The organism is Streptomyces sp. NPDC002886, from assembly GCF_042888445.1.
In the GTDB taxonomy this organism is placed as follows: domain Bacteria; phylum Actinomycetota; class Actinomycetes; order Streptomycetales; family Streptomycetaceae; genus Streptomyces.
Window position 1 is genome coordinate 388,157 of the sequence record NZ_JBIAPV010000002.1, and the last position, 14,672, is coordinate 402,828.

Consider the following 14,672-nt stretch of genomic DNA (forward strand, 5'->3'; position numbering starts at 1 on the left):
GGAAAACGGGCCGGGCCCGGTGCCCCCGAAGGGGAACCGGGCCCGGCCCGTGCCGTCTGCCGACGGATACCGCTTAGTTGTCGTCCTCGTCGATCAGGAAGCCCCGCATGGGAGACGGCGCCTGCTGCATCGGCTGCGGAGCAGCCGGCCGCACCGGAGCCATCGGCTGCGTCATCGCCGGGGACATCTGCTGCTGGCCGCCACCGTAGGAGGGGGCCATCGGGGACGGACCACCCATCGGGGAGGGGCCGCCACCCATGGACGGACCGCCCATGGAGTGCATCGCACCGGCCGGAGCCATCGACGGGGTCGGCGACGGCGGCAGCGCGGGACCGGCGGGGTTCCGCGGCGGAGCCAGCGAGTCGTCGGCCTGCGTCTCCAGCTGGCGCAGCTGCGATTCCAGGTAGGACTTCAGACGGGTGCGGTACTCACGCTCGAAGCCCCGCAGGTCCTCGACCTTGCGCTCCAGCGTGGCGCGGGCGGACTCCAGGGAGCCCATCGCGACGCGGTGCTTCTCCTGCGCGTCCCGCTCCAGCGCGTCGGCCTTGGCGCGGGCGTCCCGCTCCAGGCCCTCGGCGCGCGACCGGGCCTCGCCGACGATCTTGTTGGCCTCGGAGCGGGCCTCCGCGATCGCCTGGTCCGCGGTCTGCTGCGCGAGCGACAGGACGCGGGCGGCGCTGTCGCCACCGGGACCCTGCTGCGGGAGCTGCTGCGGCTGCTGGTGCATCTGCTGGCCCATCGGCTGCATCTGCTGCCCCATGGGCTGCATCTGCTGGCCCATCGGCTGGCCCATCTGCTGGCCGAGCGGGTTCTGGCCACCCATGGACTGCTGCTGCTGTCCCTGCATCGGGCCGCCCATCAGGCCGGGGCCCTGCTGGCCCATGCCCTGCTGACCCATCTGCTGCTGGCCCATCTGCTGCTGCCCACCCATGGTGTGCTGCTGCATCGGGTTGCCCATCGGGCCGGGGCCCTGCTGGCCGTGCCCACCGGGGCCGGCCGGAAGCTGGGGCGGGCCGCCCGGAAGCTGCGGCTGACCCATCTGGGGCTGCTGCTGCGGGGGGCCGGATATGGCCGCGGGCACAGGGGCGCCGGGGCCGCGCTGGCCTCCACCGTCCTGGGGGTCCGGCTTGCGCATGCCCTGCTGCTGGTTCTGCGCGGCGGCACGCGTGGCGGCCGCCAGCTTGGCGCGCAGGTCCTCGTTCTCGCGCAGCAGGCGCGTCAGTTCGGACTCGACCTCGTCGAGGAAGGCGTCGACCTCGTCCTCGTCATAGCCCTCTCGCAGGCGGACGGTCGTGAACTGCTTGTTCCGCACGTCCTCGGGAGTCAGCGGCATGTCTTCTTCACCTCTACGTAGTCGTCGGCAGTCGGCAGGACCGTATCGGGACTGTCCCCGCGCCTGCGGGGAAGCTCATCGTTCACACGCTTCTCGCAGCGGTGCTCACGAAACTGATGAGGATGTAAACGATGATCATCAGAACGAAGAAGGACAGGTCGAGTGCCACGCCCCCGAGACGCAACGGCGGGATGAGCCGCCGAAGGAGCTTGAGCGGTGGATCGGTGACAGTGTAGGTGGCCTCCAGAACGACCACCATCGCCTTGCCGGGTGTCCATGAACGTGCGAACTGGAACACGTAGTCCATGACCAGTCGGAAGATCAGCACGATGAGGAAGCACATCAGCGCGATGTAAACCACTTCGAGTGCGACGCCCATCCCGCGCTTCCCTCTCCCCTGCTTCCGCCCTGTACCCGGTCCCGTTTCTGACGGATCGGTCTAGCTTTGGTTGAAGAACCCGCCCTCCGCGATGCGGGCCTTGTCCTCCGCCGTGACATCGACGTTAGCAGGAGACAGCAGGAACACCTTCTGTGTCACGCGTTCAATGCTGCCGTGCAGACCGAAGACAAGACCGGCGGCGAAGTCCACCAGACGCTTCGCGTCGGTGTCGTCCATCTCCGTGAGATTCATGATCACCGGAGTGCCCTCACGGAAGTGTTCCCCGATGGTACGGGCCTCGTTGTAGGTCCGGGGGTGCAGCGTCGTGATGCGGTACGGCTCCCGCTCGGAGACGACCTTGGGCATGATCACGGGGGCGTTCTTCTCCAGATTCGAGCGATCGGGTGTGATGGACGCCACGGGGGCGATTCGCGCAGGACGTCCGTTTTCAACCGGCATTGAGAGGGGTTCTCTTGGCGCCGGAGGCTGGGCAACTCGTACCGGTTCGTCCGATACGGGCGTTTGATGCGAAACGGGCTGCTGCCGGCGGTCCCGCTCGCGCGGCCGCTCCGGCTCCGGCTCGGGTTCGAACTCGTCGTCGGGGTCGTACCCCGGGTTGTCGTACCGGTCGTCCTCCACGAGGCCGAGGTAGACCGCCATCTTGCGCATCGCGCCGGCCATTCTCTGAGTCCTCCGCTCTGTGGTGGATCGCCCTGTCGCAGGTGTCTCGCCGTGTCACGAATGTCACCAACTGCCCGCGATCCACGTGGCCTGTCCGCTCATCAGCGGAAATGACCATATTTTCTGCTGTGGTCCGACTTTCTTCGCGACGTTACCCGAGCCGGGGTCTCGCGCCGAGTACCGCAGTGCCGACGCGTACATGTGTCGCACCGGCCGCAACGGCCTGTTCCAGGTCTGCGCTCATCCCGGCCGAGACCATCGTGGCAGTCGGATGGTCCGCGCGCAGGCGGGATGACAATTCCACCAGCCGCTCGAAGGCCGCTTGTTCGCGTCCCGCGTAGTGCCCGGCCAGCGGAGCGACCGTCATGAGGCCCTCGATGCGCAGTCCGGGGGCCGCCGCCACGAGGTCCGCCAACTCGGCGAGCTGCTCGGGCGCCACTCCGCCGCGGGCCCCCCGTTCGCCCGACTCGGCGTCGAGGGCGATCTGCACCAGGCAGCCCAGTTCCCGTCCGGCGCCCTCCGCGGCCGCCGAGAGGGCGGTGACGAGCTTGGGGCGGTCGACGGACTGCACGAGGTGCGCGTATCCCGCCACCGAACGGACTTTGTTCGTCTGCAACTGGCCGACGAAGTGCCAGGTGAGGGGCAGATCCGCACAGGCCGCGGCCTTGGGGGCCGCATCCTGGTCCCGGTTTTCCGCCACGTGACGGACACCCAGGTCCGCCAGCAGTCGTACGTCGCTCGCCGGGTAGGTCTTGGTGACCACGATGAGGGTCACTTCTTCCCGCTTGCGGCCGGCGGCCGCGCAGGCGGCCCCGATCCGCCCCTCCACCCGCGCGAGGTTCTCGGCGAGCTCGGACTTACGATCCGTCATTCTTCAGTCCAACCAGACATATCCGGCAAGCCGCCCGGTCATCCGGTCGCGGCGGTACGAGAAGTGGTCCCGCGACTCCAGTGTGCAGAACGGGGAACGGCCCAGGTCGGCCACCCCCGCCTCCGCGAGCTGCGCGTGCACCCCGGCCACCACGTCGACGGCCGGTGTTCCCCAGCTCGTCTCGGCGTACGCGGCCGGCACCACCTCGGCGACCGCCTCCCGCATCTCGGCGGGAACCTCGTAACAGCGTCCGCACACCGCCGGCCCGGTTCGGGCCACCATGCGCGCGGGGTCGGCTCCGAGCGAGACCATCGCCTCGACGGCGGCGCCCACGACTCCGGCGACCAGTCCGGGCCGCCCGGCGTGGGCGGCTCCCGCGATGCCGGCGACGGGGTCGGCCAGCAGGACGGGCGTGCAGTCGGCGGTGAGGACCGCGAGGGGGAGCCCCCGACGGGCTGTCACCACGGCGTCCACCGCGGGGACCGGCAGGTCCGGCCCCCACGGGCCGTCGACCACGGCCACGTCCCTGCCGTGCACCTGGTTCATCCAGACCACCCGGTCCGGCGCGATGTCCAGCGCCTTCGCCGCGGCGGCCCGGTTCGCACGAACGGCGGCCGGGTCGTCTCCGACCGCGCCGCCGAGATTGAGCTCCTCGTACGGAACGGCGCTCACCCCGCCCCACCGGTCGGTGAAGGCGAAGTGGGCGCCGCTCTCGCTGTACTGCTCCAGGGTCACTTCAAGAAGTCCGGGACGTCCAGTTCCTCGGCCGGGCTGTCCTGGTACGGCCGGGCCGTCGGGACCTGCGGGGCCGGAGCCTCCGCGACCGGGACCGGCTCGCTGCGGACCGGCTCCTCGCGCGGGGTGACCGAGCCGAGTCCGCCGAAGGCCGGACGGGCCGGCTCGGCGGAACGGACCGGAGCCGGGGCCGGCTCCTCGCGCTTGGTGGAGGCCGCGCCGATGACGTTGTCGCGGCGGGCCGGGGGCTGTCCGCCGTCGAACCCGGCCGCGATGACGGTGACCCGTACCTCGTCGCCGAGCGCGTCGTCGATGACGGCTCCGAAGATGATGTTCGCCTCGGGGTGCGCGGCCTCGCTCACCAGCTGCGCGGCCTCGTTGATCTCGAAGAGACCGAGGTCCGAGCCACCGGAGATGGAGAGCAGCACGCCGCGGGCGCCGTCGATGGACGCCTCCAGCAGCGGCGAGGAGATCGCCATCTCGGCGGCGGCCACCGCGCGGTCGTCGCCGCGGGCCGAGCCGATGCCCATCAGGGCCGAGCCCGCCTCGGACATCACGGACTTGACGTCCGCGAAGTCGAGGTTGATCAGACCCGGGGTCGTGATGAGGTCGGTGATGCCCTGGACGCCGGACAGCAGGACCTGGTCCGCCGACTTGAAGGCGTCGAGCACGCTGACCTGGCGGTCCGAGATGGACAGCAGGCGGTCGTTGGGGATGACGATGAGGGTGTCGACCTGCTCACGGAGCTGGGCGATGCCGTCCTCGGCCTGGTTCGCGCGGCGTCGGCCCTCGAAGGTGAACGGCCGGGTGACCACACCGATCGTCAGGGCGCCCAGCGAACGCGCGATGTTGGCGACGACGGGTGCGCCGCCGGTTCCGGTGCCGCCGCCTTCACCGGCGGTGACGAAGACCATGTCGGCCCCCTTGAGGACCTCCTCGATCTCCTCGCGGTGGTCCTCCGCGGCCTTGCGGCCGACATCGGGGTTGGCGCCTGCGCCAAGGCCCCGGGTGAGTTCGCGGCCGACGTCGAGCTTGACGTCGGCGTCGCTCATCAACAGCGCCTGGGCGTCTGTGTTGATGGCGATGAACTCGACGCCCTTGAGACCGACCTCGATCATTCGGTTGATGGCATTGACACCACCGCCGCCGACACCGATGACCTTGATGACTGCGAGGTAGTTCTGCGGTGCTGCCACGTCGAAGGCCTCTCGCCTCGAGTTACGTGTCGTTCGCCTCGCGGGCCTGCGGTGCGACGACTGATGCCGAAATTGGGACGGTTCGTACACGCCGACCCGAACCCTAACCCTGAAGTTTAGGGTTATGAGTGTGTCTGTTCCTTGGACTCTTCCGAACAGGACACTAAGTCGACAAGTAGCGCGTGTTCAACGAACACGCCGAACCTCCCGTTTTTCTTTTCACCCTATGTGATCACCCGTATCGGTGGCCAACCAGGGTGCGACGCTGTTCGACCGGACGTCAACTACCGGACACCGCCGGGGCGGTGGGGACGCTCACGTCGAATCGGTCAGCCTTGGGCGAGGCCTTCAGGAGCGCTGTCAGCGCGCGGCCCTTCGCCTCGCCCTGTTCGCCGCTCCCCCACACCACCGACCGGCCGCCGCTCAACTCCAGTACCACCGAGTCGTAGGACCGGACCTTGACCTGCGCGGTCTCCTTGCGGACGGATTCCGGGAGGACTCCGGCGATCTGGACGGCCTCGCGCAGCAGCCGTTCCTCGTCGAAACGGCGGCCGCTCGGAGACTGCTTGGAGCTCAGTTCGAGGAGCGGAACACCCGCCGGCGCCTGTCCGACCGTGTCGAATCGCACACCGGAAGCGTCCACTTCCACGAACTGTGCGCCCTTCTTGATGAGCAGAACAGGTTTGCGTTCCGTCACCTTCAAACCGATTCCGTGCGGCCAGGCCCGCACCACATCGACCGAATCGATGCGGGGCAGGCGGCCGCGGAGCCGGGCTTCGATCTCATCGGTGTCCACGGACACCAGGGGGGCGCCGACGGGGACGGCCGCCGCCGCCAGCACCTGCTCCCGGGTCAGGACCTCGGCGCCGGTGGCGGTGACCTTCTCGACCCGGAGCCAGGAGGAGCCGTAGAGCACCCAGGTGCAGCCGGCGGCCAGGAGCAGGGCGAGGAGCACCCCGGCGACCACGAGGGGCCCCCGGCGCAGCCCTCCCGGGAGCCCGCCGGGGCGCGGCCCGCGGGGTCCCCCGGGGCCGGAGCCCTTGGGCGGCTTCGGCGGCTTGGGGGCCTTGGGGGTCCCCAGCCGCTTGAGGGGGCCGGAGCCCTTCCCGGCGGCTCCCGGACCGCCACGCTGCGCGGTGCTCGCTCCGGCCACTCCTGTGCCTCCTGCGTCGGTGCTTCCCGCGTCAGCGGGCTCTGTTGGCTGCGATCGCCTCGTACACCATGCCGACGAGCAGCTCGTCGGCGTCCCGCCGGCCGAACTCGGCGGCGGCGCGGGACATCTCGTACAGCCGGTGCGGGTCGGCGAGCACCGGGAGGACCTGGCTGAGCACCCACTGGGGCGTCAGTTCCGCGTCGTCCACGAGCAGGCCGCCGCCGGCCTTGACCACCGGCTGGGCGTTGAGCCGCTGTTCGCCGTTGCCGATCGGCAGCGGGACGTAGGCGGCGGGCAGCCCGACGGCGGACAGTTCGGCGACGGTCATCGCGCCCGCGCGGCAGAGCATCATGTCGGCGGCGGCGTACGCGAGATCCATCCGGTCCACGTACGGTACCGGCACATAAGGCGGCATCCCGGGCATGTTGTCGACACGCGGCAGTTCGTTCTTCGGGCCGACCGCGTGCAGGATCTGGACCCCGGAGCGCTGGAGGGTCGGCGCGACCTGCTCGATCACCTCGTTGAGGCGCCGGGCGCCCTGCGAGCCGCCGGAGACCAGCAGCGTCGGCAGGTTGGGGTCCAGGCCGAAGGCGGCGCGCGCCTCCGGGCGGACCAGCGCCCGGTCGAGGGTGGAGATGGAGCGGCGCAGCGGGATGCCCACGTAGCGGGCGCCGCGGAGCTTGCTGTCGGGCGTGGAGACCGCGACGGCGAAGGCGTACCGGGAGCCGATCTTGTTGGCCAGTCCGGGCCGGGCATTGGCCTCGTGGACGATGATCGGCACCCCGAGGCGCTTGGCCGCGAGGTAGCCGGGCAGGGCCACGTAGCCGCCGAAGCCGACGACGCAGTCGGCCTTGGTGCGGATCAGGATCTCCTCCGCGGCCTTGATGGTGCCGCGCAGCCGTCCTGGGACGGTGATCAGCTCGGGCGTGGGCCTACGGGGCAACGGAACGGCCGGGATGAGTCCCAGCTCGTAGCCGCGCTCGGGCACCAGGCGGGTTTCGAGTCCGCGTTCGGTGCCGAGGGCGGTGATGCCCACGGAAGGGTCCTGCCTGCGCAGGGCGTCCGCGAGGGCCAGCGCCGGCTCGATGTGGCCGGCGGTCCCCCCACCGGCGAGTACGACATGCACCGAAATTCACCGCTCTCCGGACGGACGCTTCTTGACGCGCCGTCTCATCGACTTCCATCTCTGCCCGGTCCGCGGCCGGCCGTTCTTGGGCCTTCGCATCGCGAGCGCCGCCCGTGCCGCCGGCTCCTCACGCGCGAAGGCGATGAGCAGTCCGACCGCGAACATGGTCGGCAGCAAGGCTGACCCACCGTAGGAGAACAGCGGGAGCGGGACACCGGCGATCGGCAGCAGGCCGAGCACCGCACCGATGTTGATCACGGCTTGCGCCGTGATCCAGGTGGTCACGCCTCCCGCGGCAAACCGTACGAAGGGGTCCTCCGTGCGTCCGGCCACGCGGATACCCGCATAGCCTAGGGCCGCGAACAGGGCGAGCACCGACAGAGTCCCCGCCAGCCCCAGTTCCTCGCCGGTGATGGCGAAGATGAAGTCGGTATGGGCCTCTGGCAGTTGCCCCCATTTTTCCACACTGGCACCCAGTCCGGAACCGAACCATCCGCCCGATGCGAGGGCGTAGATTCCGTGGACGGCCTGCCAGCACAGCCCGTTGTCGGGCAGTTCGGAGACTCCGATGCACTGGAGCCGGTCCATGCGGTGCGGGCTGGTCTTGATCAGCAGGGCCACGAGCACGCCCACGAAGGCCAGGACCGCCGCGAACATCCGCGTCGGGGCCCCGGCCAGCCACAACAGCCCGAACAGGATGGCACCGAGGATCATCGCGGTGCCCATGTCCCCGCCGAGCATGATCAGCCCGAGCAGCAGGAAGGTGACCGGGACCAGCGGCACCAGCAGGTGTTTCCACTGGCTCAGCAGGTCCTTGTCGCCCTTGCGCGCCAGCAGGTCGGCGCCCCAGAGGATGAGGGCCAGTTTGCCGAACTCACTGGGCTGCAGCATGAACGGACCGCCAAGGGAGATCCAATTCTGGTTGCCGTTGATCGACACTCCTATCCCGGGGACCTGGACCAGGACCATCAGGAACAGCGTGCCGGTGAGCACCGGATAGGACAGGGCCCGGTGGAGCTTGACGGGCATCCGGGAGGCGATCAGCAGCAGTCCGGTGCCGATCGTGGCCGCCAGGAACTGCTTCTTGAAGAAGTACGCGTCGCCCAGCCCGAGCTGGAGCGCCTTGATCATGGAGGCCGAGTAGACCATCACCAGGCCGAGCACGGTGATGAGCAGCGCGCTGCCGAAGATCAGGTAATACGCCGTGAGGGGCCGGTCCCAGGCCCGGCGCAATTGCCGTTGCGTACGCCGCAGCCGGGTCAGCGGCCCGCCCCCGGCGGGCCTCCCGGGACGCGCCGCGGGGCGCCCCCGGCCCAGCACTCCCCGGCCGGCCCTGAGCGCCCTCGGCGCACCGGCTTTGGCGCCCCTGCCCTCTTTGGCGGTCTGGGCGGTCCTGGCCGTCTTGTCCGCGGACGGCCGCCGCCCCGGCAGCACTTGCTTGGCCGGCATCTGTGATCTTCCCCTCCAACTCGTACGAGGCGAGCAGCCGGTCGGCCGGAGGGAACCTGCCCTGGATCGAGCCGGACCTAGGCCTGCTCGGCGGCCAGTTCGCGCACCGCGTCGGCGAACGCGTCCCCACGCTTGCTGTAGTTCGCGAACATGTCCATCGAGGCACAGGCGGGGGCCAGCAGAACCGTGTCGCCGGTTTCCGCGAGCCGGGCCGCTTCCCGGACCGCCGCGAGCATCGCCCCAGTGTCGGTCCGTGCGAGGTCCACGACCGGGACCTCCGGGGCGTGTCGCGCCAGCGCCTCGGCGATCAGGGCCCGGTCGGCGCCGATCAGGACGACGCCCCGCAGGCGCTTCGCGGCCTTCTGCACGAGCTCGTCGAAGGTCGCGCCCTTGGCGAGGCCGCCGGCGATCCAGACCACCGGTTCGAAGGCCGCCAGGGAGGCTTCCGCGGCGTGGGTGTTGGTGGCCTTGGAGTCGTCCACGTACGTGACCCCGGCGACCTCGTCCACGTGGCTGACCCGATGGGCGTCCGGCCGGAAGTCGCGCAGTCCGTCGCGGACGGCGCGCGGCTCCACGCCGAAGGCGCGGGCCAGGGCCGCGGCCGCGAGGGCGTTGGCGATGTTGTGCGGGGCCGGCGGGTTGACGTCCGCGACCTCGGCGAGCTCCTGGGCGTTCTTCTGCCGGTTCTCCACGAAGGCCCGGTCGACGAGGATCCCGTCGACGACGCCGAACATGGAGGGGCCGGGGGCGCCGAGGGTGAAGCCGATGGCCCGGCAGCCCTCTTCCACGTCCGCCTCGACGACCAGGTCCTCGGTGGCCTTGTCCGCGGCGTTGTAGACGCAGGCGACCGTGTTGCCCTCGTAGATCCGGCCCTTGTCGGCGGCGTACGCCTCCATGGAGCCGTGCCAGTCGAGGTGGTCCGGGGCCAGGTTCAGGACGGCCGCGGAGTGCGGGCGCACCGAGGGCGCCCAGTGCAGCTGGTAGCTGGAGAGCTCGACGGCGAGGACGTCGTACCGCTCCTCGCCGAGCACCACGTCGATGATCGGGGTGCCGATGTTGCCGACGGCCGCGGTCTTGAGGCCGGCGGCCTTCAGGATCGAGGCGAGCATCTGGGTGGTGGTGGTCTTGCCGTTGGTGCCGGTGATCGCCAGCCAGGGGGCCGGCTCCCTGCGGGGCTCACCGGACCGGGCGGCGCGCAGGTCCTCGGCGATCTCGCGCAGGAGCCAGGCGATCTCGACGTCGCCGACCACGTCCACGCCGGCCGCGGCGGCTGCCGCGAACAGCGGGCTGTCGGGCTTCCAGCCGGGCGAGGTGACCACGAGGTCGGTGCCCTCGGGCACGGTGTCGCCCGCCCGTACGCCGCCGTCCAGGAGGCCGAGACGGACCTCGATGCCCTGCTCCGCCAGTTCGGCGGCCCGGGCGCGCAGCGCGTCGCCGTCGCCGTTGTCGACGACGGTCACCCGCGCGCCGAGCCCGGCCAGGGCCTTCGCCGCACTGATGCCGCTCACGCCGAGGCCGGCGACGGTGATGTTCTTGCCGTGCCAGGCGGTCACTTGTCGGCTGCCCATCCCGCGTAGAAGACTCCGAGGCCCACGATCACGCACATGCCCTGGATGATCCAGAACCGGACGACGACCAGGACTTCCGACCACCCCTTGAGTTCGAAGTGGTGCTGTAGCGGTGCCATCCGGAAGACGCGCTTGCCGGTCAGCTTGAAGGAGCCGACCTGGATGACGACCGACATGGTGATGAGGACGAAGAGGCCGCCGAGGAGCGCCATCAGGAACTCCGTGCGGGAGCAGATCGCCAGACCGGCGAGCGCGCCGCCGAGGGCCAGCGAACCGGTGTCGCCCATGAAGATCTTGGCGGGCGAGGTGTTCCACCAGAGGAAGCCGAAGCAGGCGCCCATCAGGGCGGCCGCGACGACCGCGAGGTCCAGTGGGTCTCGCACTTCGAAACAGGCGTTCGGGTTGGTCAGGGTCTGCGCGTTGGCGCAGGACTCCTGGTACTGCCAGACGCCGATGAAGGTGTAGGCACCGAAGACCATCACGGCGGCGCCGGTGGCCAGACCGTCGAGGCCGTCGGTGAGGTTCACGCCGTTGGACATCGCCAGGATCATGAACAGCGCCCAAACCACGAACAGCACCGGGCCGATCGACCAGCCGAAGTCCGTGACGAACGACAGCTTGGTGGAGGCCGGGGCGAGCCCGCGCGCGTCCTTGAACTGCAGGGAGAGCACCGCGAAGGCGATGCCGACGATGAGCTGGCCGGCCATCTTGGCCTTGGCCCGCAGACCGAGCGACCGCTGCTTGACGATCTTGATGTAGTCGTCGAGGAAACCGACCACGCCCATGCCCGCCATCAGGAAGAGCACGAGGAGGCCCGAGAAGGTCGGCTGGCTTCCGGTGATCACCTTGGTCAGGGCGTACGCGATCAGCGTGGCCAGGATGAAGGAGATGCCACCCATGGTGGGCGTGCCCTTCTTCCCGGCGTGACCGCGCGGCCCGTCGTCCCGGATGAACTGGCCGTAGCCCTTGCGGGCCAGACCCTTGATCAGCAGCGGGGTGCCGATGAGCGTGAGGAAGAGTCCGATGACTCCGGAGAACAGGATCTGCCTCATCGGCCGGCGACCTCGCCGTCGAGCAGGGCCTGGGCCACCCGCTCCAGGCCGGCTGACCTGGAAGCCTTCACCAGCACGACGTCACCCGGGCGCAGTTCACTGCGCAACAGGTCGACCGCCGCCTGTGCGTCGGACACGAGCACCGACTCCTCACCCCACGAACCCTCGTTATATGCGCCCAGTTGCAGCCAGGAGGCTTCCCTGCCCCCGACCGCGACCAGCTTGCTCACGTTGAGCCGGACGACAAGCCGCCCGACCGCGTCGTGCTCGGCGAGCGCGTCGTCTCCGAGCTCGGCCATCGGGCCGAGCACCGCCCACGTGCGACCCCCGTTCGCCTTGGCGCCGCCGCCCATCGCGGCAAGTGCGCGCAGTGCGGCCCGCATGGACTCGGGGTTTGCGTTGTAGGCGTCGTTGACGATCGTCACGCCGTCCGCCCGCTCGGTGACCTCCATCCGCCACCGGGACAGGCTGCCCGCCCCGGAGAGCGCGATGGCGATCTCCTCGGCGGACATGCCCAGCACGTGGGCGACGGCGGCCGCGGCGAGCGCGTTCGACACGTGGTGCTCACCGTACAGCCGCAAGGTCACGTCGCTGCACCCGGTCGGTGTTCGCAATGTGAAGGAAGGCTGTCCCCTGTCCGTCATCCGGACCTCGGTGGCCCGGATGTCGGCGTCCTCGGCCTCGCCGAACAGCACCGTACGGGCCTTCGTGCGCCCGGTCATGGCACGTACCAGCAGGTCATCGGCGTTGAGGACGGCGATGCCGCCCTCCGCCTCGGACGGCAGGGACTCGACGAGTTCGCCCTTGGCCTGCGCGATCTGCTCCCGGCCGCCGAACTCCCCGATGTGCGCGGTGCCGACGTTGAGGACCACGCCGATCCGCGGGGGCGTCAGTCCGGTGAGGTAGGCGATGTGGCCGATGCCGCGGGCGCCCATCTCCAGGACCAGGTGCTGCGTCTCCTCGGTGACCCGCAGCGTCGTGATCGGCAGGCCGATCTCGTTGTTGAGGTTCCCGGGGGTCCACACGGTCGGCGCGTGGTGCTGGAGGACCTGGGCGATCAGGTCCTTGGTGGAGGTCTTCCCGGCGGAACCGGTGAGGGCCACGACGTCGGTGCCGAGGCGTTCGACGACGGACCGGGCGAGCGCGCCGAGGGCGGCCACCACGTCGGGGACGACGATGGCCGGGACGCCGACGGGCCGGGTCGCGAGGACGCCCACGGCCCCGGCGGCCAGGGCGCGTTCCGCGTAGTCGTGGCCGTCCACGCGCTCCCCGACGAAGGCGGCGAACAGGCTGCCGGCCTGGACCTCGCGGGAGTCGTAGACGACGGGACCGGTGACCGTGACGGACGGATCCGGTATGTCGTGGGGCTGCCCGCCGGTGATCTCGGCGATCTCGGCGAGGGAAAGGGCGATCACTGGTTCACCTCGGCCTGTCGGGGACGCTGGCGTGCTTGGGTCTCGATGGCCGCGCGCAGGACCGCCCGGTCGTCGAAGGGGCGTACGACGCCCGCGATGTCCTGGCCCTGCTCGTGGCCCTTGCCGGCCACCAGCACGGTGTCTCCCGCCTCGGCGCGCGCGACGGCGGTGGCGATGGCCGCCGCCCGGTCGGCGTCGACGAGGACGGTGCCCCGCTCGGCGGGCGGCACGGACACGGCGCCGCGGAACATCGCGGCGAGGATCCCGAGGGGGTCCTCGGAGCGGGGGTTGTCGGAGGTCAGTACGGCGGTGTCGGCGAACCGGGCGGCCGCCGCGCCCATCGGGGCCCGCTTGGTGGTGTCGCGGTCGCCGCCGCAGCCCAGTACGACGTGCAGCTTGCCGGTGGTGACCTCGCGCAGGGCCCGCAGGACCGATTCGACGGCGTCCGTCTTGTGCGCGTAGTCCACGACGGCCAGGTACGGCTGTCCCGCGTCGACCCGCTCCAGGCGGCCGGGCACCCCGGGGACCGCGGCGACGCCGTCGGCGGCGGTCTGCGGGTCGAGGCCGGCGGCGGCGAGCGTGACGACGGCGGCCACGGTGTTGGCCACGTTGAACGGGCCGGGCAGCGGGGCGGTGGCCCGGACCCGCTCGCCCGCGGGACCCACCAGGGTCAGGGTCGAGTCCATGTGGCGCGAGACCACGTCCTCGGCCCGCCAGTCGGCGGCCGGGTCGCCCGCGGCGGAGAAGGTGACGACCGGGATCGGCGACTCCTTGGCGAGGCGACGGCCGTACTCGTCGTCGATGTTGACCACACCGAGGCGGGCGCGGCGCTCGGTGAAGAGCTGCGCCTTGGCCTGGAAGTAGTCCTCCATGTCGGAGTGGAACTCCATGTGCTCCGGGCTCAGGTTGTTGAAGACGGCCACGTCGAAGACGCAGCCGTCGACCCGGCCGAGCACCAGGGCGTGGCTGGAGACCTCCATGGCGACGGCCTCGACGCCGCGTTCGCGCATGACCGCGAAGAGCGCCTGCAGGTCGGTGGCCTCGGGGGTGGTGCGCTCGGACTTGATGCGCTCGTCGCCGACGCGCATCTCGACGGTGCCGATGAGCCCCGTCTTGCGTCCGCCGCCGCGCAGGCCGCCCTCGACGAGGTACGCCGTGGTGGTCTTGCCGGAGGTGCCGGTGATGCCGATCTGGAGCAGGTCCTCGCCCGGCCGTCCGTAGACCGCGGCGGCCAGGGCGCCCATCCGGCCGCGCGGGTCGGCGACGGCGAGGACCGGGAGTCCGGTGGCCGCGGCGCGCTCGGCGCCGGCCGGATCGGTCAGCACCGCGGCGGCGCCGAGGGCGGCCGCCTGCGCGGCGAAGTCCGCGCCGTGCAGCTTGGCGCCCGGCAGGGCCGCGTACAGGTCTCCGGGGCGCACGGCACGCGAATCGTGCGTGATGCCGGTGATCCGCGTCTGCGCGCCGGGGACTTCCACCCCCAGCAGCTCCGCCAGCTCGCCCAGAGGGGTCGGGCGGACGGACAGGGGACGTGGCGCTCCCGGCGGCGCTGCCGGTGCGTCGTTCTGGGTGGTTCTGGGCTGATCAGCGTGGGGCACGGCGGTGAGCGTACCGGGCGCGGCGGGCCGCTCGCGAAGCGAGGGCCCGGCCTGGGGCTCGACGGACGCGTGGTTCCCGGATTCGGGGGTGATCGTTGTCACTGATGGTGCCTCACGCT

At 70.8% G+C, this 14,672-nt stretch carries 13 protein-coding genes; all 13 read right to left on the reverse strand.

Features of this window, described 5'->3' with window-relative positions:
* Window positions 1–73: 73 nt before the first annotated feature.
* Window positions 74–1,333 carry a DivIVA domain-containing protein gene (locus ACFYYB_RS07935; protein ID WP_389433887.1) on the reverse strand — a complete coding sequence of 420 codons (1,260 nt, stop codon included), beginning with the start codon at window positions 1,331–1,333 and terminating at the stop codon, window positions 74–76.
* An 82-nt stretch (window positions 1,334–1,415) separates the two neighbouring features.
* Complete coding sequence (locus ACFYYB_RS07940; protein WP_327307175.1) at window positions 1,416–1,712, reverse strand: YggT family protein; 297 nt, start codon at window positions 1,710–1,712, stop codon at window positions 1,416–1,418.
* Window positions 1,713–1,772: 60 nt separating this feature from the next.
* Window positions 1,773–2,393, reverse strand: a complete 621-nt coding sequence (locus tag ACFYYB_RS07945) for a cell division protein SepF (protein WP_327307174.1) — start codon at window positions 2,391–2,393, stop codon at window positions 1,773–1,775.
* A 151-nt stretch (window positions 2,394–2,544) separates the two neighbouring features.
* Window positions 2,545–3,264, reverse strand: a complete 720-nt coding sequence (locus ACFYYB_RS07950) for a YggS family pyridoxal phosphate-dependent enzyme (protein ID WP_389433889.1) — start codon at window positions 3,262–3,264, stop codon at window positions 2,545–2,547.
* A gap of 3 nt (window positions 3,265–3,267) precedes the next feature.
* Entirely contained in the window at window positions 3,268–3,999 is a 732-nt protein-coding gene (pgeF, locus tag ACFYYB_RS07955) for a peptidoglycan editing factor PgeF (protein ID WP_389433890.1), read from the reverse strand.
* On the reverse strand, window positions 3,996–5,195 hold the full coding sequence (gene ftsZ / locus ACFYYB_RS07960) for a cell division protein FtsZ (RefSeq protein ID WP_389433891.1): 1,200 nt from the start codon (window positions 5,193–5,195) through the stop codon (window positions 3,996–3,998). Before ftsZ ends, pgeF begins: the two co-directional genes overlap by 4 nt.
* Before the next feature lie 280 nt (window positions 5,196–5,475).
* A complete protein-coding gene (locus ACFYYB_RS07965; protein WP_389433893.1) occupies window positions 5,476–6,348 on the reverse strand; it encodes a cell division protein FtsQ/DivIB in 873 nt (290 codons plus the stop codon).
* 31 nt (window positions 6,349–6,379) lie between these two features.
* Window positions 6,380–7,474 carry an undecaprenyldiphospho-muramoylpentapeptide beta-N-acetylglucosaminyltransferase gene (gene murG, locus ACFYYB_RS07970; protein ID WP_250743753.1) on the reverse strand — a complete coding sequence of 365 codons (1,095 nt, stop codon included), beginning with the start codon at window positions 7,472–7,474 and terminating at the stop codon, window positions 6,380–6,382.
* Window positions 7,475–7,480: 6 nt separating this feature from the next.
* Window positions 7,481–8,923 carry a putative lipid II flippase FtsW gene (gene ftsW, locus ACFYYB_RS07975; protein WP_389433894.1) on the reverse strand — a complete coding sequence of 481 codons (1,443 nt, stop codon included), beginning with the start codon at window positions 8,921–8,923 and terminating at the stop codon, window positions 7,481–7,483.
* Window positions 8,924–9,000: 77 nt separating this feature from the next.
* A complete protein-coding gene (gene murD / locus ACFYYB_RS07980; protein WP_389433895.1) occupies window positions 9,001–10,491 on the reverse strand; it encodes a UDP-N-acetylmuramoyl-L-alanine--D-glutamate ligase in 1,491 nt (496 codons plus the stop codon).
* Window positions 10,473–11,543, reverse strand: a complete 1,071-nt coding sequence (gene mraY / locus ACFYYB_RS07985; RefSeq protein WP_389433896.1) for a phospho-N-acetylmuramoyl-pentapeptide-transferase — start codon at window positions 11,541–11,543, stop codon at window positions 10,473–10,475. Before mraY ends, murD begins: the two co-directional genes overlap by 19 nt.
* Entirely contained in the window at window positions 11,540–12,958 is a 1,419-nt protein-coding gene (murF, locus tag ACFYYB_RS07990) for a UDP-N-acetylmuramoyl-tripeptide--D-alanyl-D-alanine ligase (RefSeq protein ID WP_389433897.1), read from the reverse strand. The genes mraY and murF overlap by 4 nt, the downstream gene beginning before the upstream one ends.
* Window positions 12,955–14,655 (reverse strand): UDP-N-acetylmuramoyl-L-alanyl-D-glutamate--2,6-diaminopimelate ligase, encoded by a 1,701-nt coding sequence (locus tag ACFYYB_RS07995; RefSeq protein ID WP_389433898.1) that lies wholly within the window; start codon window positions 14,653–14,655, stop codon window positions 12,955–12,957. The genes murF and ACFYYB_RS07995 overlap by 4 nt, the downstream gene beginning before the upstream one ends.
* Between the last annotated feature and the right edge of the window lie 17 nt (window positions 14,656–14,672).